20 protein-coding genes are annotated in these 25,397 nt (G+C 69.2%); 14 read left to right on the top strand and 6 right to left on the bottom strand.

The genetic code is table 11. The features are described 5' to 3' along the window. Positions 1–25: 25 nt before the first annotated feature. A complete protein-coding gene (locus tag QRN44_RS06550) occupies positions 26–1,519 on the bottom strand; it encodes a purine-cytosine permease family protein (protein ID WP_285038623.1) in 1,494 nt (497 codons plus the stop codon). A gap of 186 nt (positions 1,520–1,705) precedes the next feature. Between QRN44_RS06550 and QRN44_RS06545 the strand changes: the two genes are divergently transcribed. The 3 genes from QRN44_RS06545 to hisD all read left to right on the top strand — a co-directional run bounded on the left by QRN44_RS06545 (position 1,706) and on the right by hisD (position 4,954). After that, a complete protein-coding gene (locus tag QRN44_RS06545; RefSeq protein ID WP_121289265.1) occupies positions 1,706–2,569 on the top strand; it encodes a nitrilase-related carbon-nitrogen hydrolase in 864 nt (287 codons plus the stop codon). Positions 2,570–2,610: 41 nt separating this feature from the next. Next, positions 2,611–3,543 carry a LysR family transcriptional regulator gene (locus tag QRN44_RS06540; protein ID WP_079704685.1) on the top strand — a complete coding sequence of 311 codons (933 nt, stop codon included), beginning with the start codon at positions 2,611–2,613 and terminating at the stop codon, positions 3,541–3,543. Between the two features lie 94 nt (positions 3,544–3,637). Then, entirely contained in the window at positions 3,638–4,954 is a 1,317-nt protein-coding gene (gene hisD / locus QRN44_RS06535) for a histidinol dehydrogenase (protein ID WP_285038622.1), read from the top strand. A gap of 49 nt (positions 4,955–5,003) precedes the next feature. On the opposite strand, the gene QRN44_RS06530 is transcribed toward hisD, so the two are convergent. Next, positions 5,004–5,663, bottom strand: coding sequence for a HEAT repeat domain-containing protein (locus QRN44_RS06530; protein ID WP_285038621.1), 660 nt, complete (start codon positions 5,661–5,663; stop codon positions 5,004–5,006). 85 nt (positions 5,664–5,748) lie between these two features. Next, positions 5,749–8,286, bottom strand: coding sequence for a glycoside hydrolase family 2 protein (locus QRN44_RS06525; protein WP_285038620.1), 2,538 nt, complete (start codon positions 8,284–8,286; stop codon positions 5,749–5,751). 169 nt (positions 8,287–8,455) lie between these two features. Between QRN44_RS06525 and QRN44_RS06520 the strand changes: the two genes are divergently transcribed. From QRN44_RS06520 to manD, 6 genes are read left to right on the top strand one after another with little or no spacing between them, the layout of a single operon-like run. Next, positions 8,456–9,721, top strand: a complete 1,266-nt coding sequence (locus QRN44_RS06520) for an ABC transporter substrate-binding protein (RefSeq protein WP_285038619.1) — start codon at positions 8,456–8,458, stop codon at positions 9,719–9,721. A gap of 8 nt (positions 9,722–9,729) precedes the next feature. Then, positions 9,730–10,623, top strand: coding sequence for a carbohydrate ABC transporter permease (locus tag QRN44_RS06515; protein ID WP_285038618.1), 894 nt, complete (start codon positions 9,730–9,732; stop codon positions 10,621–10,623). Positions 10,624–10,651: 28 nt separating this feature from the next. Further along, on the top strand, positions 10,652–11,533 hold the full coding sequence (locus QRN44_RS06510; protein WP_217634989.1) for a carbohydrate ABC transporter permease: 882 nt from the start codon (positions 10,652–10,654) through the stop codon (positions 11,531–11,533). Next, entirely contained in the window at positions 11,530–12,594 is a 1,065-nt protein-coding gene (locus tag QRN44_RS06505; RefSeq protein ID WP_064295943.1) for a LacI family DNA-binding transcriptional regulator, read from the top strand. The genes QRN44_RS06510 and QRN44_RS06505 overlap by 4 nt, the downstream gene beginning before the upstream one ends. 37 nt (positions 12,595–12,631) lie before the next feature. Then, entirely contained in the window at positions 12,632–14,584 is a 1,953-nt protein-coding gene (locus QRN44_RS06500; protein WP_285038617.1) for a glycoside hydrolase 5 family protein, read from the top strand. Further along, the gene (gene manD, locus QRN44_RS06495) at positions 14,581–15,819 is read left to right on the top strand and encodes a D-mannonate dehydratase ManD (protein ID WP_285038616.1); all 1,239 of its coding nucleotides are present in this window, start codon (positions 14,581–14,583) and stop codon (positions 15,817–15,819) included. The genes QRN44_RS06500 and manD overlap by 4 nt, the downstream gene beginning before the upstream one ends. Before the next feature lie 16 nt (positions 15,820–15,835). Here manD and QRN44_RS06490 read toward each other — a convergent pair whose 3' ends face one another. Next, complete coding sequence (locus QRN44_RS06490) at positions 15,836–16,561, bottom strand: FadR/GntR family transcriptional regulator (protein ID WP_064295946.1); 726 nt, start codon at positions 16,559–16,561, stop codon at positions 15,836–15,838. A 208-nt stretch (positions 16,562–16,769) separates the two neighbouring features. On the opposite strand from QRN44_RS06490, the gene QRN44_RS06485 reads away from it, so the two are divergent. The 4 genes from QRN44_RS06485 to QRN44_RS06470 are packed head-to-tail and all read left to right on the top strand — an operon-like array spanning position 16,770 to position 21,989. Continuing rightward, on the top strand, positions 16,770–18,281 hold the full coding sequence (locus QRN44_RS06485) for a carboxylesterase/lipase family protein (protein ID WP_285038615.1): 1,512 nt from the start codon (positions 16,770–16,772) through the stop codon (positions 18,279–18,281). 51 nt (positions 18,282–18,332) lie between these two features. Next, positions 18,333–20,033, top strand: coding sequence for an extracellular solute-binding protein (locus QRN44_RS06480; protein WP_175116852.1), 1,701 nt, complete (start codon positions 18,333–18,335; stop codon positions 20,031–20,033). Between the two features lie 4 nt (positions 20,034–20,037). Continuing rightward, positions 20,038–21,015, top strand: a complete 978-nt coding sequence (locus QRN44_RS06475; protein WP_064295949.1) for an ABC transporter permease — start codon at positions 20,038–20,040, stop codon at positions 21,013–21,015. A 5-nt stretch (positions 21,016–21,020) separates the two neighbouring features. Continuing rightward, the gene (locus QRN44_RS06470; protein ID WP_079003796.1) at positions 21,021–21,989 is read left to right on the top strand and encodes a carbohydrate ABC transporter permease; all 969 of its coding nucleotides are present in this window, start codon (positions 21,021–21,023) and stop codon (positions 21,987–21,989) included. Between the two features lie 87 nt (positions 21,990–22,076). Here QRN44_RS06470 and QRN44_RS06465 read toward each other — a convergent pair whose 3' ends face one another. Continuing rightward, positions 22,077–23,309 (bottom strand): multidrug effflux MFS transporter, encoded by a 1,233-nt coding sequence (locus QRN44_RS06465; RefSeq protein ID WP_079000954.1) that lies wholly within the window; start codon positions 23,307–23,309, stop codon positions 22,077–22,079. Between the two features lie 40 nt (positions 23,310–23,349). Then, a complete protein-coding gene (locus QRN44_RS06460) occupies positions 23,350–24,543 on the bottom strand; it encodes an ROK family transcriptional regulator (protein ID WP_064295951.1) in 1,194 nt (397 codons plus the stop codon). Between the two features lie 93 nt (positions 24,544–24,636). On the opposite strand from QRN44_RS06460, the gene QRN44_RS06455 reads away from it, so the two are divergent. Beyond that, positions 24,637–25,317 (top strand): ThuA domain-containing protein, encoded by a 681-nt coding sequence (locus QRN44_RS06455; protein WP_064295952.1) that lies wholly within the window; start codon positions 24,637–24,639, stop codon positions 25,315–25,317. Positions 25,318–25,397 lie beyond the last annotated feature (80 nt).

The raw sequence follows: 25,397 nt of genomic DNA, 5'->3' as shown, positions 1-25,397 counted from the left end.
CGTCCGACCGGACGACATCTGTCGCTCAGCGGCGTCGGGACGTGAAGGCGACCGCCTGGTGACCCGTCTCGGTGACGTCGCGCTCGGCCGCCGCACGCTCACGGCCCAGGTCGAGCGACCGGGAGAGGAGGACGTAGGCGATCGCGGACGCGGCGAGGCCGATGAACAGCGCGAGGTCGGCACCGCCGAGCGCCTGCGCGATCGGACCGGTGAACCACACCGTGACGACGAACGGGATCATCGCGACGATGCCGATCGCGTAGGCGAGGAGGCCGCGCCAGCCCCAGGCACCGTAGACGCCGTTCGGGGTGAAGATGTCGCGGACCACGTAGTGGCCCTTCCGCACGAGGTAGTAGTCGACGAGGTTGATCGAGGTCCACGGCACGAGGACGTAGAGCAGGACGACGAGGAAGCTGCTGAAGTTCGCCAGGAACTCGCCGGTGCTCAGCAGTGAGCCGATGACGGCGGCCGTCGCGATGGCGAGACAGGTGACGACCCGCAGGGTGCGCGTCGGCCGGACCGGTCGGATCGAGTCGATGATCGTGATGGTCTCGATCGAGGCCGCGTAGATGTTCACGGTGATGACGCTGATGAGTCCTGGCAGTGCGGCGACGAGCAGCCAGGTGCCTGAGCCGGGCAGGATGGCGTCGGCGGCGTCACGGACTCCTTCGAGCGGGTCGGCGCCCTGGAACGCGCTGGCGACGAACGCTCCGAGGCCCATCAGCCAGACGGCACCGACGAACACGCCGCCGTAGGTGTAGGCGAGGGCGCGCCCCGGGTTCGTCTGCGGCGGGAGGTACCGGGAGTAGTCGGAGACGTACGGTGCCCAGCCCAGTGCGTAGGCGGCCGCCCCGCCGAACTGCACGAGGAACGCCGTCCAGCTGAAGTTCGCGAGCGACAGGGCGTCGGCCGGCAGCGGCACGAAGAAGGGGACGACGACCGTGAACAGCCCGAAGGTGATGAGGAACAGCGCGGTGAGCCACGACTGCGTGCGGTGGATCCAGGAGTAGCCGAAGATCGCGAGCAGGACGGCGACACCGCTGATGAGCACGTACCAGCCCGCACCGGCGTCGACACCGGTCGTCATGGTGAGGACGTCCGCGCCGAGCATCTGGTTGAACATGTTGAAGCCCACGAGGCTGAAGACGACGATCGCGCAGATGAGCACGACGCCGCGGTAGCCGAACTGCGCGCGCGACTGGATCATCTGCGGAAGTCCGAGCTGCGGGCCCTGCGCCGAGTGGAAGGCCGTGAACACGGTGCCGACGGCCACGCCGAGCACGATCGCGAGGAGCGAGGTCGCGAGGTTCGCTCCGAGCGCCGCTCCGAGCATGCCGGTCGCCAGGGTCGTCACCTGCGCGTTCGACATGAACCAGAGCGAGAACAGCGAGCGGGGGCGACCGTGACGCTCGTCGAGCGGGACCCAATCGATGGAGCGGGACTCGACGAGGGACGGCTGGGCGTCTCCCGCGCCTGCGGCGGTACCGGACGGGGACGTGGGGTCGGCGGGTGTCGCCATGGGCTGGCCTCCAGGGCTCGGGCGGTCGAGGAGCGGGACGGGCAGCGGGGTCTGCCTCCGGTCGGTGACTCACTCGTGCCGACGACGGTATCCGCAGGCCACGGACGGGCACAATCGGCCATGCCCCGATCCCAGCCATCGGGGAACACGATGGTCCCGTCCGCGAGGGCTTCGTATGATCGCTGGATGACCAGCACCGACCCCACGGGGGCCACCGACCACAGCGACCCCGACGCGCGGAGCATCCGGATCCGTGCCCAGGAACTCGCCCCCGTCCTCGGCGACCTCGACGGCAACCTGCGCACGATCGAGGCGGCCATCCGGGACGCCGTCGCCGACGGGGTGCAGCTCCTCGTGCTGCCCGAACTCGCGACGAGCGGTTACTACCTGGGCAGCCCGGAGGCGGCCCGCGCGGTCGCGCTCCCGAGCGACGCGTCGGTGTTCAGTGACTGGGCGTCACTGCTCCCCGAGGACGCCGTGGTGGTCGTCGGGTTCTGCGAGCTGGACGGCGAGGAGAGCCGCAACAGCGCCCTGGTCCTCGGCGCCTCGGGTGTGCTCGGGGTCTACCGGAAGGTGCACCTGTGGGACGAGGAGCAGTCCGTCTTCGTGGCGGGTCGCGAGACCCAGCCGGTGGTCGATACGCCGCTCGGCCGGCTCGGCGTCCTCGTCTGCTACGACCTCGAGTTCCCCGAGGTGCCGCGGGGTCTGGCGCTCCGGGGAGCGGACCTCCTCGTCGTCCCGACGAACTGGCCGCTGGTCGAGCGGCCGGAGGGCGAGCGGGCGCCCGAGGTCGTCCAGGCGATGGCGGCGGCGCGCGCGTCCGCGATCCCGATCGTGTGTTGCGACCGCTCCGGCACCGAGACCGGCAAGCCGTGGACCGAGGGCACCACGATCATCCCGGCCGACGGCTGGCCCGTCGGTGGGAAGGACGCTCGGGGACGGGTGGACGGGACCGTCCGGCTCGACCGGGGCGCCACCCGGATCGGTCCGCGCAATGACGTGCTCGCCGATCGCCGGCCGGAGCTGTACGGGACGCTCACCACGGAGTGACCCGCGCCGTGACGGGGAACCCGCCTCGCTAGGCTGACCGCATGACCCTCGCGCAACTCCGCGCCTTCCTCGCCGCCTACGAGAGCGGCTCCTTCACTGCCGCAGCCGCCGAGCTCGACAGCAGTCAGGCCTCCGTGTCGGAGCTCGTCAGCCGCCTCGAGCGCGAGATCGGCCTGCAGTTGTTCGCCCGCGGTGCGCGTCGGCTCGTCCCGACGGCGGCCGCCGAGGAGCTGCGCGAGCACGCCAGACGCGCGGTCGCCGCGATCGACGGTGGACTCGACGCGCTCTCGGCGATCACCTCCCTCGACGGCGGCGTGTGCACCTTCGGCGTCCTGCGCAACGCCGCCTACTACGAGCTGTCCGACCTGGTGCAGCGCTTCCACCAGCGCTACCCCAACGTGCGCGTGCGACTCGTGGGGTTGAACTCGGCACTCGTCGCGGACTCCGTGGCGAGCGGCGAGATCGAGGCCGGGCTGGTCGTCCTCCCCGTGCCCGTCGCGGGCCTCGCCATCCGGCCCCTCTTCCGCGACGAGGTCTTCTACGCCTCCACCACGAGGGATCCCGCGGCGGGCCCGGTCGGGATCGACGAGTTCGCGGACGCCAAGCTCGTGCTCTACGACGCCTACGCCGGGTGGCGGGACCCCACGCGGCTCCAACTGCTGGAGCGCGCTCGCCTGCAGGGGCGGTCGATCGAGCCGGCCGTCGAGGTCGAGCACGTGGAGACCGCCCTGAGCCTCGCCGCGACCGGGGCCGCGGACACGATCGTCTCCGGCACGGTCGCCCGCACCGGGGGATTCCCCGAGCAGTTGACGCTCACCCCCTTCGCCGAGCCGCTCTACGACACGATCGCGCTCGTCCAGCGCGAGGGCGCCTACCTGTCGCCGGCCACCGCGCGGATCGCTGAACTCGCCGAGCACACCCTGCTCGCGGCGGCGGAGCCCGACCAGGTGATCGCGACGACCCCGAGGCGCTGAGCTTCGTTCGCGAATCGGCGTATCGGATGACCCGATGGCTCGCGCAGGCACGTCCCCCGTTGTCGCCCCCGCGCCGCGTTCGTACGCTCGCAGCATGCGATTCAGCCCTCCCGTGCTCCAGTCCCTCGACGGCTCCTTCCGTCACCTCAAGACCCCGCTCATCGACGCTCCGCCGGCTCAGCGCGACCCGGCCGTCATCGAGACCGTCTCCGCGATGCTCCTCGACATCGAGCGGCGCGGCATGGACGCCGTGCTCGACGCCGCGCGGCGGCTCGACCGGTACGAGGGCGGCGAGGTCGAGCTGACGGCCGAGCAGATCGCGACCAGCGGCGACCGCCTCCCCGCGGACCTCCGCGCAGCCATCGACCTCGGTGGCGAGCGCACCCGGGCCTTCGCCCAGGAGCAGCGCTCCCACCTGCAGGACTTCGAGACCGAGCTCGTGCCCGGACTCGTCACGGGGGTGAAGTACGTGCCCGTCTCCCGCGTGGGCGCCTACCTCCCGGCCGGCCGGTTCCCGCTCACCGCCAGCGCGTTCATGACGGTCGGCGTCGCCAAGCAGGCCGGCGTGCCGACGGTCATCGCTTGCACCCCGCCGCAGCCGAACGGGGGTGCGAACGACGCGGTCGTCTACGCCGCGCACGTCTCCGGTGTCGACCGGGTCTTCGTCCTCGGGGGCGTCCAGGCGCTCGCCGCAATGGCCTACGGTCTGCTCGGCGAGCTGCCGATCGACATGCTCGTCGGTGCGGGCAACGCCTTCGTCGCCGAGGCGAAGCGACAGCTGTTCGGCACCGTCGCGATCGATCTCCTCGCCGGTCCCTCCGAGGTGGCCGTCCTCGCGGACGAGACCGCGGACCCGATCCTGGTGGCCGCCGACCTGCTCGGGCAGGCCGAGCACGGACCGAACTCGCCGGCCGCGCTCGTGACGACGTCGGAGGAGCTCGGCCGCGCGGTGATCGCCGAGGTCGAACGGCAGCTGCCGACGCTCTCGACCGAGTCGATTTGCGGGCCCGCCTGGCGCGACTACGGCTCGGTGACCGTGGCCGACGACCGTGAGACCGCCGCGGCGCTCATGGACGACCTCGCCCCGGAGCACCTCGAGGTCATCACGTCCGACGACGCCTGGTACCACGGGCGGCTGCTCAACTACGGGTCGATCTTCCTCGGCCCATGGAGCACCGTCGCCTACTCGGACAAGGGCATGGCGGGGACGAACCACGTGCTCCCGACCGCCGGCGGTGCCAAGCACAGCGCCGGGCTCTCGGTGTCGCGGTTCCTGAAGCCGCTCACCTACCAGCGCATCGCCGAGTCGGCGACGCCGGCGCTCGCCGACGCGGTGCAGGTCATCTCCGATTCGGAGGGCATGGCGGCGCACAGCGCGACGGCGACGCTCCGCACGGCCCGGCTCAGCTGAGGCAGGCCCGGCCCCCTCTGGTCAGGAGGCGCTCGGCGCACGCGCTTCGTCAGTCACCCTGTCGCAGGGCGTGCTGGGCCTCCTGCATCGCCTCGTCGAAGTCCAGTTCGGGGTCGTGGAGGATCCGGGAGGTCGCGCGAGCGTGCGCACGGGCCGCTCGCTCGAACGCCTCGGATGCGGCCGTCTGTTCGACGGGCTCGAGCGAGGGCTCACCGATCGTGGTGAACGCACGCGTGAGGCTGAGCTGCACCTCGCGGTCGCCACGGCCGAGCTGTTTCGTCAGCAGCTCGGCGAGCGCCGACGCCTCCCGCTCCGGGACGACCCCTGCGGCGGTGCGCCACGCGGCTCGGGCGACCTGATCCTCCTCGTCCTCGAGCAGCGCCAGGGTGATGGCCGACCAGGTGCGTGGGTCTCCGGTCTTGGAGAGGGTGTGCAGCGCCTGGCTGCGTGCCTGGGGGAAGACCGATCCGAGCTCGTCCATCAGGCGTGGGACGGTCACCTCGGGGTCGTGTCGCACGAGCGCCCAGGTGAGCATGTCGCGCACGAAGAAGTCGGGCTCGACGGCGCAGCGGTCGACGAGCACCTCGATGTAGGCGGTCCTCGGGGTGGTGCCCGCGGCGAGTGCGGCCTGCAGTCGGTCCGAGGGAACGGGTGCGCTGAGGGCGATCGCCAGACCGTTCGCTGCAGCGGCGTCGTACTCCTGGCTCATCGAGCGACCTCCCAGAGCTGTGTCGGTTCGATTCCAGCCTAGGTGCGGGAGCCCGCCCGAGGTCCCTCAAGTGGGCTCCCGCACGTCAGCTCGCAGCCGGTCCAGAGGTCGCGATCTCGTCGGGCCGCACGGCCGCCACACCGGCGACCTGCGCACCGGGACCGCTGCGCGAGCGGGCGAGGACGTCGTTCAGGTTGGCCACCACCCAGGGGTCGCCGTCCGCGTCAGGGAGCCGCAACGCTGCACTCCCCGAGGCGAACAGCCGCACGACCTTCACATCGCCGGGCAGCATGGTGAAGAACCCTTCGGCGTCGCAGGACACGGCCCCGGCGCGGTCTGGCTGGATGAGGACGTCCTTGACGAGCGAGGTTGCGGTGAGTCGGTACTCGTCGTGGTCGTCGAAGCGGGTCACGGCCACGTCCAGGGCCCCCGGGATGAGCTCGAAGTCCCGATCCTCCACGCCGTACCACCAGGCGCGCTGACCGGAGCTCGCCGCCTCGACCACCGCGAACTCCCGTTTCGGATGGGTCCAGCTCGTGAGCCTCGCCGGCAGGTCGACGATCGCGACGCTGTTCGCCTCGACGGTGACGGGGAGCGTGTGACGGTCCAGGGCGGTGCCGGACAGGCTCATCCGCCGGACGACGAACTCGTCCGACCACGGCTCGAGCGTCTGGTTCGCGACGACGAGCACCGGGCGTCCGTCCCGTGGCTGCACGCTGATCGTCCGAGGCGCGAAGGACTGCTGGAGCGCTGTGTACATCGGCTTCGGCCGCCCCGCCGAATCGATCACCGACCAGGACACCGCGGGCCAGCAGTCGTTCAACTGCCACAGCACGGCTCCCGCGGTGTCGGGCCACCTCGAGCGCCAGTGGTCGATCGCCGTCTGGTTCGCGCGGCACTGGTTGAGGCTCGCGAGGAAGTGCCAGCTCGCCAGATCCGCCGCACCGCCGAAGTGGCGCTCGATCGATTCGCCGATGAGCGCGTTCCCGTTGACCATCCGCTGACGGTGCGTGAACTCCGGGGCCTCGGGTGACGCGGGAACGCCGCCGATCGCGTCGACCAGGGTGGTCCAGGTGGCCGGCCCCTGGTTGCCGAACTCGGACACGTAGCGCGGCGCGGTGTTCCGGTAGGCGAGGTAGTCGTCCTTCGTCCACGCGTGGACGCTGCCGTACCGCGGGTCGTTGGGATGCCGTTCCTCGGAACCGGACCACGGGCTGCCCGCCGTGTACGGCCGGAACGGGTCGAGCTCGGCCACGAGCCGGGGCAGGAGGTCGAGGTAGTACCCGCGGCCCCACGTCCGATCGCCGATGAGCGGCTTCCAGTTCCAGTTCTCGTGCCCGAGGAAGTTCTCGTTGTTGCCGTTCCAGACCACGATCGACGGGTGCGGCGACAACCGGTCCAGGTTGTCCCTGACCTCGGCCTCGACCTCACCGGCGAGGGGATCCTCCTCGGGGTACGCGGCGCAGGCGAAGAGGAAGTCCTGCCAGACGAGGAGCCCCAGCTCGTCGCAGCGCTCGTAGAAGTGCCGGTCCTCGAAGACGCCGCCACCCCACACCCGGACGAGGTCGACGTTGGCCGCGCGGGCCTGCCCGAGGCGCTCGTCGAGCTGCTCGGGGGTGACGCGCGCCAGGAGGAGGTCGTCGGGGATCCAGTTCACCCCGCGCGCGAACAGCGGTACGTCGTTCACGACGAGGGTGAACGCGCGCCCGTGATCGTCCTCGGTCTCGTCGATGCGGACCGAGCGGAACCCGATCCGGTGGTGCCGCTCGTCGAGCAGACGGTCACCTTCCCACAGCCGGAAGGTCAGCTCGGACAGACGCGGTTCGCCGTAGCCGTGTGGCCACCAGACGGCCGGCTCGTCGATGCGGATCGTCTCGCGCAGCTCGTCGACGTCGATCCGCAGCGTGCGGGTGGTGCGTCGTCCGTCGGACGTCACCGTGATCTCCGCGTCCAGTGGCCGGCCGGCGCCGGTCGAGGTCCGTTCGAGCTCAACGGCGAGTTCCACGACACCGACGCCGTGCGTCAGCGTCGTCTGCGGGCGGAACCCCGCGATGCGGGCGGTGGACCAGGCCTCGAGCCGGGGTTCTCGCCAGATGCCCGCCGTCGCCAGGACCGGTCCCCAGTCCCAGCCGTAACTGCAGGCCATCTTGCGGACGTACTGGAAGGTCGTTCCGGTCGCGTTCGGCAGTGCCGGCGCCAGCTCCCGCGCGGCCGCGTCCGAGAACTCCTGCGCCGACGCGAAGTCCACCGTGAGCTCACGGTCGTCGGGACCGATGAGGTCGGTCACGTCGAATCGGTACCGCCGATGCATGTTGCGGGTCCTGCCGACGACCGTGTCGCCCACGGTGATCGTGGCGAGGGTGTCGAGCCCGTCGAACACGAGGTCGACCCGCTCGGCGTCGGTTGTCAGCGCCAACGGGCGACGGTAACGCCACGATCGCCGTCCGACCCAGAGGGCGTCGATCTCGTGCAGGCCGAGCAGCGGGTCGTCGATCAGCCCGTTGGCGAGAAGGTCCTGGTGGACGCTTCCCGGGACGACCGCGGGGACCGGAGCGACCTCGTCCCGTCGCGGGTGCTTCCCGACCTCGAGCAGCCAGTGATCTCGCAGCGGGACGGTGTCCACAGATGCCTCCAGATTGCTTAAGAATTAAGTAAACAGGTCTGTTGCCCCTTCATTGCTGGGGATAACGAGCTTAAACGTATCATTGACTTCGCCGATCCGGCACGGTAGCGTCTCGTTCCCGAGAGGCGTCTCGACCCGCGACGCCCCGACCCCCATGGCAAGGAAGCAGATGAAGAGCACACGCAGCGTTGCTGTCGCCCTCACCACAGCGGCGATCCTCGGCGCCTCACTCACCGCGTGCAGCGGCGGCGGAGCCGAGATCGACCCCAAGACGGTGACCGTTCTATCCAACGTGTCCAAGAACACCGCGAGCGGTAGGGCGTTCTTCGCCCTCTTCGACCAGTTCAAGCAGGACACCGGGATCTCCGTCGAGGTCATCGAGCAGGGCGACGACACGAACCAGGTGTACGAGACCACGCTCGCCGGTGGCCGCGAGGCACAACTCGTCCTCACCAACCGCTACCAGAATCTCGACTGGTTGCAGAACGGGAGCGTCGTCGACGCCAAGCCGTACGCCGACGAGTGGGGCATCATCGACAGGCTCAAGCCGGACGCGGTCGACGCCTGGTCCGACGCCGACGGCGGGCTCATGGGCATCCCGCTGAACGGCTACACGTGGCCGGTCATGTACAACACCGAGCTGCTCCAGCAAGCGGGCTTCGACGCACCACCCACGACGACGGACGAGCTCCTGCAGCTCGCGAGCGCCCTGCGGGTGAAGGGAATCACGCCCTGGGCGATCGGTGGCTCCGACTGGAGCGGCGAGAAACTCTTCGCGCAGATCGCGCAGACGCACGTCAGTGCCGACGAGGCCGCCCAGCTCTTCACGAAGGGCGGCTGGTGTGACTCCGACGCGGCCAAGCAGGGCATCGACGACTTCGTCGCACTCCGCGACGGCGGCGTCTTCGTCGACAAGGCGGAGGGTTACACCGTGGACCTCGCCCAGACCGACTTCTACACCGGCAAGGCGGCGATCTACTCCGACGCCTCATGGGGCTTCGGCAACGTCCCCGAGGAGATCAAGCCGAACGTCGTCATCGGCGGAGTACCGGTGCCGGCCGACTCCGATTTCACCGGCCCCTCCTACTACTCGGAGTTCGGGAGCGGGCTCTGGATCAGCCCGAACGGTGAGAAGAACCTCGACGCCGTCGGCAAGCTCGTCACCTTCCTGCTCTCCGACGAGGCACAGGAGCGGCTCGTCGCAGAGGCCTCGCTCGTCTCACCCCTGACGACCGACTTCTCCGCGGCCGCGACCGACCCGCTCCTGCAGCAGGCGCTCGGGCTGAGCGACACCGGCCAGCGTGCCGTCCTGCCGGACGACTACGTCGCCGACACCGCCACCACCACCTGGGCGAAGGCGACCGCAGGAGCCTACGCGGAGTCGGCGAGCACCTCGGACATCTGCGCGGCCCTCGACGCCGCGCTCGCCGAATGACCCGCGTGATGCCTGGCACCACCCCCTCGGTCCGGCCCTCCCGGCCGGACCGAGGGCTCACCATCCTCGGGATGCCGGCCCTCGTCTGGTACCTCTTCTTCATGATCGCGCCGATCATCGCGATGTTCGGCATCAGCTTCCTGCGCTGGCCGAAGATCATCGCGCCGAGCGAGGTCATCGGCTTCGACAACTACGCGGCGCTCGTGCAGGATCCGACGTTCTGGGCGGCAGCCGGCAACACCGCCGTGCAGCTGATCGTCGTGATTCCGGTGATGATCCCGCTGGCGTTCATGCTCGCCTATTATCTGCAGCAGAGTCCCCGCGGGCACCAGTTCCTGTCGATCATCTTCTTCACGCCCGGGCTCATCTCCCTGTCGGTGAAGGCCATGATGTTCTTCGCCATCCTGGCCCCCAACGGCGCACTCAACGGGTTCCTCAGCGGCATCGGAGCGGACGCCGCCACCACGGCGTGGCTCGCCGACCCGAAGACGGCACTCGCGTGCATCATCGTCATCGACCTGTGGAACGGGATCGGGTACACGGCCATCCTGATGAACGCGCGACTCGCGGGCGTCCCCCGGGAGGTCTACGAAGCGGCGGCCCTCGACGGTGCCGGGCACTGGAAGATGATGTGGCGCATCGCGTACCCGATCACGAAGGACTACGTCGGCACGATGGTGATGCTTCAGTTCATCTGGACGCTCTTCAACTCGGCCCCCGTGGTGTTGCTCTTGACGCAGGGCGGGCCGGGAACCGCCTCGACCACGCTGTCCTACTTCGTCTACGACCTCGCCTTCCAGTCGAGCCAGGTGGGATACAGCCAGGCCGCCTCGGTCGTGCTCTTCCTCGTCGGGCTCGTCGGGATGCTCGTCATCCGTCGCACCATCCGAGCGAACTACTGAACGGACCCCGACTGTGACCTCTTCTACTGTGACCGCTTCGACACAGGCCATCGTGCAGGCATCCCGTCCGAGTCGACGCCGCCAGCCCCACGGGCGGTCGAGCCTCTGGGTGGGCGGCATCTTCGCCTGGGTGTACGCCGCGCTCCTGATCATCCCCATCTACTACCTGCTCATCAGCTCGGTCAAGGACAACACCGAGATCTTCGGCGACCCGTTCGGGATCCCGCGGCAGTGGCTCTTCGAGAACTACCTCGGCGCCTGGACGAGCGTCGACCTCGGTCAGGCGCTCGTGAACTCCGTGCTCATCACCGCCGTCTCGCTCGTCCTCACCCTCGTGCTCGCGATCCCGGCTGCGTATTCCATCGCCAGGAGTCGCGGTCGGATCGGCGTCATCGTGGAACGGGTGTTCGCCGCAGGGTTCCTCATCCCGCAGTTCGCCGCGCTCGTCCCGACGGTCATCCTCTCCTTCTGGTTGTCGCTCTACGGCACGAAGGAGTTCCTGATGCTCTTCTTCCCGGCCACCGCCCTCCCGATCTCGGTGGTCCTCCTCACACAGTTCATCCGGGCCATCCCGTACGAACTGGAGGAGAGCGCCCAGATGGACGGGGCGAACCGGTTCTCGATCATCCTGCGACTCATCATCCCGATGGCCGCGCCGGGCATCGTCACGGTGACCATCCTCAACTTCCTCGCGGTCTGGAACGAGTACCTCTTCTCCCTGCTCATCCTCGCGCCGGCTCCCGAGAACCGCACGATCCAGGTCGCGCTGCCGCTGCTCACGAGCCAGCAGAGCCCGCAGTACGGCCAGCTCGCCGCCGGCATCGTGATCACGCTGCTACCGGTTTACTTGGTCTACGCGGTCCTGTATCGACGGATGCAGGACGCCCTCGTGGATGGAGCGCTCAAATGACCGGTGGACCCGACGAACCGACCAAGGCCAGGGTGCGATCCCGGGCACCTCGACCGACGATGCACGACGTGGCGACCGCGGCGGGGGTGTCCGTCGGGGCCGTCTCCTACGCCTTGAACGGACGACCCGGGGTGTCGGAGACGACCCGCGCGAGAGTCCTCGCGATCGCGGCCGAACTCGGATGGGCCGCGAACCAGGCCGCGCGCAGTCTGCGGGGTGGCGGCACCAACACGGTCGGCCTCGTCATCGCGAGACCGGCTGAGACCCTCGGCGTCGAGACCTACTACATGCAGCTCATCGCCGGTCTCGAGGAGACCCTCGCGGCCAACGACTTCGACCTGCTGCTCCGAGTGGTCGCCGACGTCGACGCGGAGGCGCGCATCTACCGGGGATGGGGTGCATCGGAACGCGTCGACGGGATCATCGTCGTCGATCCGCGGACCGAGGACCCCCGCCTCGAGGTCGTCGTCGAGACGGGCCTGCGAGCGGTCGTCCTCGGTGACGCTCCGGACCGACCGGAGGTGTCCTCCGTCGTGGTCGACCACGGAGGGGCCACCGCGGACGCCGTCCGCTACCTGCAGGCCATCGGCCACCGGCGCATCACCCGGGTCGCGGGTCCCGAGCACCTCCGCCACGTCTCGGCACGCGACCGGGCGTTCGAGGACACCGCACACGAACTCGGCGTGGAGTCGTCGATCATCCGGACGGACTTCACCGCCGAGAGCGGTGCGTCGGCGACGCGGAGGATCCTCGCGCGGGCGGACCGCCCGACCGCGGTCATCTACGACAACGACGTGATGGCCGCTGCGGCGCTGCCGGTCGCCGCCGAGTTCTCACTCGCCGTTCCGCACGACCTCAGCATCCTGTCCTGGGAGGACTCGATGCTCTGCCAGCTGGCGACACCGCCGATCACCGCGATCCGGCGAGACGTCCGGGCATTCGGGGCGCTCGTCGCCGAAGCGCTCCTCGACCAGATCCGCACCGGTCGCCCGGTGCGCCTCGACGCCGCCCGCCCCGAACTCCTCCCGCGGGCGTCCACCGCCCCGCGAACCCTTCCGTGACCACGACGTCACGGAAGACGATCCAGAAGGAACCCTCATGAAACGACACTCCGCGAAACTCCCGACCCCGGACGGCGTCGACGCCCTGATCGGCGTCAACTACTGGTCACGCACCGGTGGTCCGCTCATGTGGCGGGACTACGACGGCGAGGTCGTCGCGCAGGAGCTCGAGCAGCTCCGCGCCCACGGCATCACGCACACGCGGAGCTTCCTGTACTGGCCGGACTTCCACCCGGAGCCCGATCGCCTGTCCGAGGAGATGCTCGCCCACTTCGCCGACTTCCTGCAGCGGCACACCGACGCGGGGATGTGGACGATCCCCACCTTCCTCGTCGGGCACATGTCCGCGCAGAACTGGGATCCGGCGTGGCGCGACGGGCGCGACGTCTTCTCCGACGTCTGGTTCGTCGGGCGCCAGGCCTGGTACATCCGCGAGGTGGTCTCCCGCTTCACCGAGCACCCCGCGATCGACGGGTGGCTGCTGACGAACGAGGTGCCGATCTACGCGGACTGGCGTTCACGCGGCATCGACACCATCGACGCCGAGGCGGTCACCGCCTGGGCACAGCTGCTGATCGACGCGGTGCGGGCCGGCGGCGGGACCCAGCCGGTGTCCGTCGGCGAGGGCGCCTGGGGCGTCGAGATCACCGGGAACGACAACGGCTTCCGGGTCCGTGAGCTCGAGCCGCTGATCGACTTCTTCGGTCCGCACGTCTACCGCATGGAGGACGACCCGGTCCGGCAGCACCTCGGAGCCGCCTTCATCTGCGAACTGCTGGACCTCGGCGGCAAGCCCGTCGTCATGGAGGAGTTCGGCGTCACGTCCGACTACGTGGACGACGAGAACGCGGCGCACTACTACCGCCAGGTCCTCCACGCGACCCTGCTCGGCGGCGCCACCGCCTGGATCCCGTGGAACAACGTCGACTACGACGCGTTCTCGGATCGCGAGCCCTACTCACACCACCCGTTCGAGATGCACTTCGGTCTCGTCACCGACCAGGGGGTCCCGAAGGCGCAGCTCCTCGAGGTCCGCGACTTCGCGGCCACCCTCTCGGAGCTCGACTTCCGAGGGCTCGAACGACCTGACACCCGCATCGGCCTGCTCGTATCCTCCTTCCTCGAGTCGCCCTACGCCTTCACCGCCCGCGAGGACGGCCCGACCGTGTTCCAGGTGTCACGGCAGGCCTACGTCTCCGCCCGCACCGCCGACCTGCCCGTCGGCGTCGTCCGAGAACTGGACGGGCTCCCGGCGGACCTCGACCTCATCATCGTCCCGTCGACGAAGGCGCTCCTCGCACCCACCTGGGCGGAGCTCGAGCGCCGGGCGGCCGCCGGTGCCACCGTGTACGCCTCCTACTTCAACGGTATGCACGCGAATCAGCGCGGATCGTGGTGGCCGAAGCTCGACGACCTGTTCGGTGTCCGCAAACGCCTGCGCTACGGACTCATCGAACCCGTCCTCGACGAGACCGTCACGCTCGAGTTCCAGACGGACTTCGGCGGCATCGTCCGCGGCACCTCCCTCGCCTTCCCCGTCGGAGGCACGGTCGACGGCCGCTCGCACCTGCCCGTCGAACCGGTCGACGCCGAGGTCATCGCGACCGATCGGGACGGTCGGCCGGCGCTGCTCCGACGACGGGTCGGCAGCGGGTCGATGATCCTGTCCACCTACCCGGTCGAGTACTTCGCCTCGGCCGTGCCGCGGGTCAACCCCGAGCCGACCTGGGAGCTCTACGCGGCGCTCGCCGCGGAAGCCGGCGTAACACCGTCGGTCCGGGTCGACGACGCGCTCGTGATGACCGGTGAGATGACCCACCGCGACGGTCGTCGATTCGTCTGGTTCATCAGTCAGAGCGACGAGACCCGCACGGTCGAGCCGGTCTCCGACGGCGGACTGGTGGACCGCGTCGACGGATCCTCCGTCACCACCGTGACCCTGCCACCGTTCGGGGTGGAGATCGTCGAGTACCGGGAGCAGCGCGCATGATCATCGACAAGGCTGAGGTCATCGTCACGAGTCCGGATCGGAACTTCGTGACGTTGAAGCTCACGACGGATGACGGTCTGACGGGCTTGGGCGACGCGACGTTGAACGGGCGCGAGTTGGCGGTGGTGGCGTATCTGTCCGAGCACGTGGTGCCGTTGTTGCTGGGGCGTGATGCGTCGCGGATCGAGGACACGTGGCAGTTCCTGTATCGGTCGGCGTATTGGCGTCGGGGTCCGGTGACGATGGCGGCGGTCGCTGCGGTCGATATGGCGTTGTGGGACATCAAGGGCAAGGCTGCGGGCATGCCGGTGTACCAGTTGCTGGGTGGGGCGTCTCGGACGGGGCTGCTCGCCTATGGGCATGCGTCGGGGAAGAGCAACGAGGAGTTGTTCGACAGTGTGCGTGAGCATCAGGCGCAGGGGTATCAGGCCATCCGGATCCAGACGGCGGTGCCGGGGTTGCAGTCGATCTATGGCATCGCGTCGAACGCGACGTTCGAGGGCAACACGGGTGTCCGGTACGACCATGAGCCGGCGCAGCGTGGCGGGCTGCCGAACGAGGAGGATTGGGACACGAGGTCGTATCTGCGGTATCTGCCGACGGTGTTCGAGGCGGTGCGGAACGAGTTCGGTCCGGAGTTGCCGTTGTTGCATGACGGGCATCACCGGATGACGCCGATCCAGGCCGCGAAGCTCGGGAAGAGCCTGGAGCCGTTCGACCTGTTCTGGCTGGAGGACTGCACGCCGGCGGAGAACCCGGAGGCGTTGCGGCTGGTGCGGCAGCACACGACGACGCCGTTGGCGATCGGGGAGATCTTCAACACGGTGTGGGACTACCAGCAGATCATCCGCGAGCAGCTCATCGATTATGTGCGTGGTGCGGTGACGCACATGGGTGGGATCTCGCATCTGAAGAAGACGTTGGACTATGCGGCGCAGTACCAGATCAAGTCGGGCATGCACGGGCCGACGGACATCTCCCCGGTCGGCATGGCCGCCGCGATGCACCTGGGCTTGTCGATCCACAACTTCGGCATCCAGGAGTACATGAAGCACGGAGCGAAGACCGACGCCGTGTTCGAGCAGTCGTACACGTGGGAGGACGGCATGCTGCACCCGGGGGACCAGCCCGGCCTCGGTGTCGAGTTGAACGTGGACGAAGCGGGCAAGTATCCGTATCAGCGGGCGTACCTGCCCTACAACCGTCTCGCCGACGGAACCGTCCACGACTGGTAACCCCGGCGACGCCCCGTCAGCGGAGGCCGAGGAGCGCAGCGACGCGGTGGCGCAGTCCGGCCCGGACGAGCCGGGCGTGCTCCCGCGCCGCCGTCCGGGCCTCGTCGACCTGACCGGTGGCGATCGCCTCGAACAGTTGCTCGTGGACGGCGAGCGAGTCCTGGGCCGCTTCGTCGCGGACCAACCTGCCGCCGTATGCGGAGCGCTGCGTCGAGACCAGGGCGCTCTCGATGCCGTCGAGCAGGAAGGAGAGCACCTCGCTGCCGGCCGCGTCGACGAGCGCCGCGTGGAATTCGCCGTTGGCGACGCCGAGGGCGTCGCCGGATTCGGCACTCCGCATCCGATCGAGGGCGGATCGGGCCGAGTCGACCGCGTGCGAGGCCGACGGGGAGGATTGCTCGGCCGCCCGCTGCGCGACGAACTCGTCGAGGAAGTCCCTGATCTGCGCGAGCTCGATCAGACGCTGGGGATCGCGGCGGACCAGGGCGCCGAGCTGGATGCCGAGCACCTCGCTGGTCGGCCGGGTCACCGTGCCGCGGCGCCCACGGCCCAACTCGATGAGCCCTCGGCCGCTCAGGACCTTCAACACCTCTCGGACCGTGGCGCGGCTGATCCCGTAGCGCTCGGAGAGTTCGGATTCGCTCGGGAGCTTCGCGCCGAACTCGAACTCGTCGGCGAGTTCCCGCTGCAAGTCGTCGGCGATGTCCTCGACCCGAGACTCGGTCCCTCCGGTGTGATCCATGCCGTGAAGGTATCAGACAACTTTTGGCCCGAGTGAGTAGCTGGACAAAGGTGTCAGACATCTTTTGGCGTGTTAGGGGCGTCATTCGGCGATTTTTCGGCCAAGCACCTTGATTCAGTCGGGCTACTTGGAGAATCTTCCCGAGAAGTTGCTTGACAACTTTGACCGCTGGGCGGAGGATCGATCCATCAACGACGATGGGAGTCAGGTGTTCGAGTACGTCACATCACTGGGCCGGGTGCGCGGCGAGCGGATCGACACCCCGGACGGCGCGGCGGTCGCGGTCCTCGGGCTCCCGACCGCTCGGGTCGCAGCCCGGTTCCAGCCGGCGGTACGGCCGGACGGTTGGCGCGGTGTCCGCGCAAGCGCTCAAGGCCCGATCGCCTGGCAGGACGCGGGGCGGGCCGGAGGGGCACCGATGAGCGAGGCCGACAGCCTCACAGCGAACGTCTGGCTCCCCGGTGAACGCGTCGACACCCCTCGACCGGTCCTCGTCTGGGTCCACGGCGGCGCGCACCTCTACGGCTCGAACGCGCACCCGCTGTGCGACGGTGCCCGCCTCGCCGCGGCGCACGGGATCATCGTGGTGTCGATCGCGTACCGGCTCGGCGCACTCGGCTCGCTCCGCCTCGACCACCTGCTCGGCCCGGAGTATGTGGACGCCGGCAACCTGGCGCTCCGCGACACGCTCGCCGGCGTCCAGTGGGTGCATGACGAGATCGCGGCCTTCGGGGGCGATCCCGCACGCATCACCGTCATGGGGCAGTCCGCCGGCGGCGTGGCCGTCGCCACGTTGCTCGCCGAGAGCTCCAGCGACTCTCCCTTCCGTCGGGTGATCATCGAGAGCGCGACGGCCGAGCGGGTGCACACGCTCGACGAAGCGGCCGAGGTGACCGATGAACTACTGGTGGAGCTGGCCGGCTCGGACGCCGACCCTGGCGAGCTGCTGCGCACCGGTCCGGCCGAGCTCGTCGCCGCCCAGGAACGGATGGTCGATCGGTGGCGTGCGACCCGGCGGGGGCCCGGCATCCCCTTCCGGCCCGTCATCGACGGGCGCTTCGTCCACGATGTACCGCTGCGGTCGATCGCAGCCGGCGCCGGCGCCCACATCGACGCGATCATCGGAACGAACCGGAACGAGGCGAGCGGATACGTCGACCTGCTCCGCCTCGCGCCTGCGGAGGCCCTGGCCACGCTCGACCGCGAACTCCAGGCCGACGGTCGAGGCGGAACCGCCGACGCCTATCTGGCTGCCTGCGCTGCGGACGACGGGCGGGTGCTCGATCCGGTCGAGGCGCTGGAATCGTACGTCTCCGACCGGCTCTACCGACGGCCGGTGAGCCGTCTGCTCGACGCGCGTTCCGGTGCGGAAGGGAACACCTTCGGCTACCTCTTCGCCTGGAGCCGACCGGACACGCCCACGTGGGCCCGCCGCTCCGGTCACTCGCTCGAGCTGCCGTTCGTGTTCCGACACCTCGACGACAGCGCCGCGGCCAGGGAGGAGCTCGGCGCCGAACCGCCGTTCGAGCTCAGCGAGCGGATGAGCGCGGGATGGGCGGCGTTCGTCGCCGCGGGGGACCCGTCCTCCCCGGATGCCGCGTGGCCGGCGTACGGTCCCGAGCGCTCCACCCGCGTCCTCGACCGTCGGAGCCGGACCGTCCATGACCCCTTCGCCGCCCGTCGGCGCTTCACCGAAGCCTCCCCAGTGCTCACCGCCTGATACCTCGACACAACCGTTCCAGCGACACATCAGCTTCAGAGGAGAAGACAGATGTCACACACGAACCCCCTGCACGACGTCCAGCTCACCCGCCGCACCGCGCTCGGCCTCGGTATCGGCGGTCTCGCCGCCATGGCCCTCGCGGCGTGCTCGCCGGGTGGCGCGAGCACCCAGGCCGCGCGATCCGAGCTCCTGCTGCCCACGTTCCGAGCGCAGCGCGCCGCGGACGCCACCGCCATCGTGAGCCAGGTTGCCGGGGTGCAACCGGTCTACACCTCGTACCCCGCGAGCTACTGGACCAGTGTCGCCGCGGCGCCGGGCCGGGGCGGCGAGTTGAAGACGTTCCAGATGCTGTACTTCTCGCCACCCGCACCACTCGAGTCGAACCCGTTCTGGCAGGAGCTCAACAAGCGGATCAACGCCGACTTCAAGCCGAGCTACGCCTCCGGCGACAACTACGACGCGAAGGTCGCGACGACGCTCGCGGGCGGCACGCTGCCGGACATCATGTACCTCCGAGACGAGGTCCCGGCGGTGCAGCAGGCGATCCAGGCCGGTGCATTCGCCGACCTGTCCGACGCGCTGGGCGGCGACGCCGTCCTCGAGTACCCGAACCTGGCGAACCTCGAGACCCATGCGTGGCGGAACTCGGCGAAGGGCAACCGCATCATGGGCGTCCCGCGCACGAGCCCTCGCGTGACGGCGTGCCCGGTCATCCGCACCGACCTCATGGAGGCGGTCGGTGTGACCGGTCAGCCGGCCGACGCGGCGGCGTTCGCGGACGTCCTGGCGGAGATCGCGAAGCTCGGCGAACACGCCGGCCGTCGCGTGTGGGCGGTCGGTGGCCTCGGCACGGGTCAGATCCAACTGCTGTCGCGCTGGATGTTCGGCGCGGGCGCGGACTGGACGCTCGGCTCCGGCGGCTCGCTCGTCAACACGATCGAGACCGACGAATTCGAGGCGACCATGGAGTACCTGGCCGATCTGTGGAAGCGGAACGTGTTCCACCCCGACGCGATCGCGCTCGGATCCGACTCCCAGCGCAGCAAGGAGAAGCAGCTCTGGCTCGAGGGCCAGATCGCCTTCGAACTCGACGACCCGGCCTGGCTCTCCTCGCAAGGCATGCTGCAGGTCGAGGAGTCGACGAGTGGCGCCCGCGTCGGGTACCTGACCCCGCCCGGCCACGACGGCGGGGACATCGTCGTACAGGCGGGACCGGGCTACGGTGGCTTCGACGGGATCTCCGCCTCCGCGGCCAAGGACCCGAAGCGCCTGGCGGAGCTGTTGCGGTTCCTCGACTGGTGGGCTGCGCCGTTCGGCACCGAGGAGAACCTGTTCATCGGCGGTTCCGGTCTGGAGGGCTACAACTACACCTTCGGGCCGGGCAAGCAGATCGTCTCGACGGGAGACGCGACCGCCCTCGCCAACCTCCAGGGCCTCAAATGGCTGGGCGTCACCGCACCGCCGTACATCATGCTGAACAACGAGAACGCCGGGCGCGCCGACGGGCTCGTCGCGCAGATGGAGTACCTCACGAAGGCCGCCGTCGACAGCCCGGTCGTCGGCCTGACGTCCACCACTCAGACGAGCCGTGGGGCCCAGCTGACCCAGATCAACGACGACTACCGCAACAAGATCGTCTCGGGCAAGCTCTCGGTCTCCGCGATCAAGGACTGGCGGTCCGACTGGCGGAAAGCCGGTGGCGACCAGGTCAAGGCCGATTACCGCAAGCTCCTCGACGAACGGAAGTGACGTCATGACGCAGCTGCAGACCAGGTCGGCGCGCTCCGCCGCCCGCGATCGTCGTCGAGAGGACGCGGCCCGCCGGCACCGCACCCCGCTCGGGACCCGGATGCGTCGCGAGTGGCGGATGTACGCGCTCATCCTGCCCGGGCTCCTGTTCTTCGTGCTCTTCGCCTACGTCCCGATCCTCGGCAACGTCGTCGCCTTCCAGGCGTTCTCGCCGTTCCTGGGGATCGAAGGCTCACCGTGGGTGGGCTTCGACAACTTCGTCCGCATCGTCAGCGACCCGGAGGTCGTTCGGGCAGTGGTCAACACGATCCAGATCGCCGTCCTCCAGATCGTCTTCTCCTTCCCTGCACCGATCCTGCTCGCCCTCCTCCTCAACAGCCTGTTGTCATCCCGCGTGAAGCGGGTCGTGCAGTCGATCGTCTACCTGCCGCACTTCATCTCCTGGGTGATCGTGATCTCCATCTGGCAGCAGATCCTCGGCGGCGCCGGACCGGTCGCCGGGCTGTTCGAGTCCCTCGGCGTCGACGGCGTGAACATCATGTCGAATCCGGACACCTTCAAGCTCCTCGTGACCTCGCAGGTCATCTGGAAGGACATCGGCTGGGGGACCATCATCTTCTTCGCGGCGATCGCGGCGATCCCGCAGGAACTCTACGAGGCCGCGGCGGTGGACGGCGCGAAGCCGTGGCGGCAGACGTGGCACGTGACCCTGCCGGGGCTCGTCCCGGTGATCTCGCTGCTGCTGGTCCTGACCGTCGGCAACGTGCTGACCGTCGGGTTCGAGCAGCTGCTCCTGCAACAACCGATCGTCGGCGCGGATGCTGCGCAGGTCATCGACACCTTCGTGTACTTCCGAGGCGTGGTCGGAGGCGACTGGGGGATCTCCGCAGCCGCAGGACTCATCAAGGGCGTCATCGGCACGCTCCTCGTGCTGGGCGCGAACCGTCTGGCGAAACGAATGGGAACGGAGGGGGTCCTGTGACCACCATGACAGCACCGGAGACGCCGACGTCGCCGATGGCATCGGAAGCCGCGGGCAGCGCTCGCCCACCGCGGACCAAACGTCGGCGACGCGGTCCCGCGAGCGACCGACCGGCGTGGATGGGGCGCCCCTCCGTCCCCGTTCAGGCGCTCAAAGCCCTCGTCATCGGCTTCATCGTCCTGGTGATGCTGTACCCGTTCGTCTACATCATCGCGATGAGCTTCGCCTCGAAGGACGCGCAGACGAGCGGCTTCCTGCCGACCTCGTTCTCGCTGGACGCGTACCAGGCGATCCTCGCCGGCGACATCGTCACGCGTTCGCTGCTCATCTCGGCCTTCGTGACGATCGTCGGGACGGCGCTCTCGCTCACCTGCACCGTGATGTTGGCCTACGGGCTCAGCCGCACCAGGCAGGTACCCGGCTCGCGTGCGATTCTGCTCCTCGTCGTGTTCACCATGTTCTTCGGTGCCGGGATCATCCCCAACTACCTGCTGATGAAGAACCTCGGCCTGTTGAACACCCTGTGGTCGCTCATCCTCCCTGGCCTGATCTCGGCGTTCAACATGGTGGTCGTGCGCAACTTCTTCATGAGCATCCCGGCGAGTCTCATCGAGTCCGCGCGCATCGACGGCGCGAGCGACTTCCGGATCCTCTGGAAGATCGTCCTGCCACTGTCGCGCCCCGTGCTCGCGGTCGTCGGGCTCTTCGCCGCCGTCGGGTACTGGAACAGCTACTTCAGTGCGCTGCTCTACATCAACGACTCGAGCCTGTGGCCGGTGCAGGTCGTGCTGAACCAGTACGTCATCCAGGGGTCCGTCCTCACCGACATCATCGGTTCGGACGTCCCGACACCACCGTCCCAGTCGGTGCAAATGGCGGTCGTGGTCCTCGCGACCCTGCCGATCCTGATCGTCTACCCGTTCATCCAGCGCCACTTCACGAAGGGCATGCTGACCGGCGCGATCAAGGGGTGATTCCCTGATCCGATTCCGAACGGACCGCGACACCCCGGACCCTCCTGGTCCGGGGTGTCGTTTCGTGGTGTGCTGTAGCCGTGCGCCTCAGTCGATGGGGTCGAGTCGTCCCGGCCGGACGACGACCCACAGGATGACGATCGCGGCGAGCTGGCCGACCACCATGACCGCGGCCACGGGTGCGGCGCTCGTCACCCCGATGAACCCGGCGATCGGGGTGGCGAGCGCGCCGAAGCCCTGCCGGGTGGCGTTCAGGAGACTCGCCGCGGTGCCGGCGTCGCCGCCGTGGCGGGCGAGCGCGAGGGTCTGGATGCAGGGGGTGTTCACACCGAGGAAGAAGGTGAACGCCCAGAGGAACACCATGATGCTCACGAGCGGCCCGACGGGCAGGAGCCCGATCAGGAGCAGCCCGATGGCGGAGAGCCCGAGACCGGCGGTGGACAGCATGACGATGCGGCGAGGTTCGATGCGATGGGCGATGCGGACCCCGAGTTGCGTGCCGAGGAGCATCATGAGCGCGTGCGAGGCGAAGACGAGACCGTACTGCAGTTCGCTGAGCCCGTAGACCCGTTGGAACAGGAACGAGGAGGCCGCGAGATAGCTGTACATGCCGGCCCACGCCAGTGAGGTCACGAGCACGAGCCCGACGAAGGGTCGGTCGGAGCCCACCCGCCGCATCGCCGAGGCGCGAGCGCGCAGTCCTCCGGGGTGCCGGCGTTCCGGAGGGAGCGTCTCGCCGATGAGGACGAGCACGAGCAGCCCGATGGCGAGTCCGTATCCGGCGAGGGAGGCGAAGACGCCCCGCCACTCCATGACCTCCAGCAACAGCGACCCGAACAGTGGCCCAACGGCGATGGCCATCCCCGAAATGAGCGACATCGACGCCAGCATGCGCATCATCGACAACCCGGAGTAGAGGTCGCGCACGATGGCGAGCGCGATGACGCCCGTCGCGGCCGACGCCGCGCCCTGGAGCACGCGAGCGGCCACCAACATCTCGACCGAGGGCGCGAGGGCGCAGGCGATCGAGGCGGCGACGTGGACGACAGTGGCGATGAGCATCGGCTGGCGCCGACCGACTGCGTCGCTCCAGGGGCCGGCGAAGAACTGTCCGAAGACCATGCCGATCATCGCGCCCGTGAAGGTGAACTGGATCGACGGCTCCGAGACGCCGAACGTGCCCGCGATCTGCGGGAAGGCCGGCAGGTAGATGTCGATCGTGAAGGTGCTGAGTGTCTGCAGCAGTCCCAGCGCGATGACGTACGCGATCCGTCGGCGTGCGAAGTCGTCGGCCGCCGGTGCCGCGTCGCCCGCGCTCATCGCCGGTGTCCCGTCGAGGACACCGGTCGGATCGCGCGGCTCATGCGGTCGCTTCGCGGGCGGTGAACCCGAGTGGGTCCCGGAGGAGCGCGGCGAACGCGACGTCGCTCGCCCCCGCGAGGAGCTGGCTCTCGCCGAGCCGCGGTTCGACGAGGCGGGCCGGGCTGCGCAGCGCGGAGATGGTCTCGTCCGAGAGCCGCCGTCGGATCGCGCCGTCGCCCTGGGCGAGCAGCAGACCGAAGAAGCCGCCCATAACGACGATCTCGGGGTCGTAGATGTTGGTGATGACCCGGATCGCGGTCGCGACGTACTCCAGCTGCCGGTCGAGGGCGCCGGCGGTCCGGGCAGCGGATCCCTCGGCGAGCGCGGCACGGAGGTCCGCGAGCGCGACCGAGGCGGCACCGGTGGCCGCGGCGATGGCGTGCGAGGAGACGACGGTCGTGAGACAGCCGACGTTGCCGCAACTGCACACCGGTCCGTCGGGGGCGACGAGCAGATGGCCGAGGCGGGCGACGCCGCCGTTCGCGCCTTGCAGGATCCGGCCGTCGACGAGAGCCGCCGCCCCGATCCCGCCGGGGCCGCCGTAGAGGTAGACGGCGTCGTCGGTGTCACGGGCCGCGCCCCAGTGTCGTTCAGCGGCGAGCCCGACGGCGGCGTCGAAGGCGACCCGGGAGGGGATACCGGTCGCGTCCTGCAACAGCGAGGCGAACGGCACGTTCCGCCACCGCAGGTGCGGCGCGTAGACCACGTCTTCGCCGGTCTTGTCGACGCGGCCCGGGGTGGCAGCGCAGAGCGCGACCAGGCGGGAGTCCGGTAGGGCCGCATGCAGCTCGCCGACGGCTTCGGCGGTCATCACGGCGGCCTCGTTCGGGGTGACCACCCGCTCGCTCGGACGGAAGGTCTGCGCGACGATCCGCCCGCCGAGGGCGCAGAGGGCCACTCGGACCCCGTCGACGTCGGGGTTCACGGACACCGCGAGGAACCGATCCGTGGGGACGACGACGGGGGAGGGGCGCCCGACCCGGGTCGCCGGGGGAGCGGCCTCCTGGCGGACGACGCCGGCGAGTTCGAGGTCGGAGATGACGGTCGCCACCGACGAGCGGGAGAGACCGGTGCGCCTGGTGATCTCCGCTCTGGAGAGGCCACCGTCGCCGTGGACGAGTGCGAGGACGGCGGACACGTTCCGCCGTCGGATGTCCTCGAGGGTGTGCCCGGAGGGGGTTCCGATGCTCATTGGGTCCTCTCGACGGGGTTCCTCCGCGACCGATGCGGAGCGAGCTGATAAGTTCTAGTCTTGCACAAATGCAACGCGATCGAGGAGACCGGCATGCACAACGTACTCATTCTTCGTGGCGAGGGGCGCTACGCCGATCCCTGGCACGACTTCGCGGCGACGTCGGGCCGCGTGGCCGATCTCGCCCGAGAGGAGGGGCTCGGTGTCCGGGTGAGTGGTGCGGTGGAGGAGGAGCTGGCATCACTCGACGATGTCGACCTCCTCGTGCTCATGGTCGGCAATCCCACACGGCACGGACTGGAGTCGTCAACCTTCGCGGCGGCGCAGGAGGGGTTCGAGGCCTACGCGCGCGGCGGAGGGTCGATCTGGTCGCACCACGTCTCAGCCACGTCGTTCCCCCATATGCCGGCGTGGGAGCGGGTGATCGGCGGTCGGTGGGTCGGTGGTGTCTCGATGCATCCCGAGATCGGCCAGGCTGCCATCGAGGTGCCCGACACCGGGCATCCGATCACGCGGGGTCTCGGCGACTTCACCGTCTGGGATGAGCGCTACACGCACCTCCGGATCTCCGACGCCGTCCGGCCGCTCGCCTTCCACGAGCACGAGGGCGTCCGTCATCCGGTGTTGTGGACGCACCGCCCGGGTCCCGCCCGCGTCGTCTACGACGCACTGGGTCACGACATCCGTTCGTTCGACTCGCCCGAACGACAGATCCTCCTGCAGCGCAGCCTCGGCTGGCTGCTCGACGGCGATGCCACGGGAATGACGGCCTAAGTTTGTCCAAGTCTTGAACATAAGCTACTGTTCCTGACAGCAGCACCGGCTGTAGCGACGACCGGTGCACCACCGAAGGA

This window comes from Plantibacter sp. lyk4-40-MEA-4, assembly GCF_030209415.1.
GTDB classification, from domain to species: Bacteria; Actinomycetota; Actinomycetes; order Actinomycetales; family Microbacteriaceae; genus Plantibacter; species Plantibacter flavus_A.
This window is presented reverse-complemented; position numbering and strand designations above follow the sequence as displayed.

What these genes read in the sequence shown, in the direction of transcription:
- QRN44_RS06505 (WP_064295943.1), top strand. Translation starts at nt 11,530, where the DNA reads ATGACCGGTGGACCCGACGAACCGACCAAGGCCAGGGTGCGATCCCGG.
- QRN44_RS06490 (WP_064295946.1), bottom strand. Translation starts at nt 16,561, where the DNA reads ATGGATCACACCGGAGGGACCGAGTCTCGGGTCGAGGACATCGCCGAC.
- QRN44_RS06480 (WP_175116852.1), top strand. Translation starts at nt 18,333, where the DNA reads ATGTCACACACGAACCCCCTGCACGACGTCCAGCTCACCCGCCGCACC.
- hisD (WP_285038622.1), top strand. Translation starts at nt 3,638, where the DNA reads ATGCGATTCAGCCCTCCCGTGCTCCAGTCCCTCGACGGCTCCTTCCGT.
- manD (WP_285038616.1), top strand. Translation starts at nt 14,581, where the DNA reads ATGATCATCGACAAGGCTGAGGTCATCGTCACGAGTCCGGATCGGAAC.
- QRN44_RS06515 (WP_285038618.1), top strand. Translation starts at nt 9,730, where the DNA reads ATGCCTGGCACCACCCCCTCGGTCCGGCCCTCCCGGCCGGACCGAGGG.
- QRN44_RS06470 (WP_079003796.1), top strand. Translation starts at nt 21,021, where the DNA reads ATGACAGCACCGGAGACGCCGACGTCGCCGATGGCATCGGAAGCCGCG.
- QRN44_RS06550 (WP_285038623.1), bottom strand. Translation starts at nt 1,519, where the DNA reads ATGGCGACACCCGCCGACCCCACGTCCCCGTCCGGTACCGCCGCAGGC.
- QRN44_RS06475 (WP_064295949.1), top strand. Translation starts at nt 20,038, where the DNA reads ATGACGCAGCTGCAGACCAGGTCGGCGCGCTCCGCCGCCCGCGATCGT.
- QRN44_RS06530 (WP_285038621.1), bottom strand. Translation starts at nt 5,663, where the DNA reads ATGAGCCAGGAGTACGACGCCGCTGCAGCGAACGGTCTGGCGATCGCC.
- QRN44_RS06465 (WP_079000954.1), bottom strand. Translation starts at nt 23,309, where the DNA reads ATGAGCGCGGGCGACGCGGCACCGGCGGCCGACGACTTCGCACGCCGA.
- QRN44_RS06540 (WP_079704685.1), top strand. Translation starts at nt 2,611, where the DNA reads ATGACCCTCGCGCAACTCCGCGCCTTCCTCGCCGCCTACGAGAGCGGC.
- QRN44_RS06460 (WP_064295951.1), bottom strand. Translation starts at nt 24,543, where the DNA reads ATGAGCATCGGAACCCCCTCCGGGCACACCCTCGAGGACATCCGACGG.
- QRN44_RS06520 (WP_285038619.1), top strand. Translation starts at nt 8,456, where the DNA reads ATGAAGAGCACACGCAGCGTTGCTGTCGCCCTCACCACAGCGGCGATC.
- QRN44_RS06455 (WP_064295952.1), top strand. Translation starts at nt 24,637, where the DNA reads ATGCACAACGTACTCATTCTTCGTGGCGAGGGGCGCTACGCCGATCCC.
- QRN44_RS06545 (WP_121289265.1), top strand. Translation starts at nt 1,706, where the DNA reads ATGACCAGCACCGACCCCACGGGGGCCACCGACCACAGCGACCCCGAC.
- QRN44_RS06500 (WP_285038617.1), top strand. Translation starts at nt 12,632, where the DNA reads ATGAAACGACACTCCGCGAAACTCCCGACCCCGGACGGCGTCGACGCC.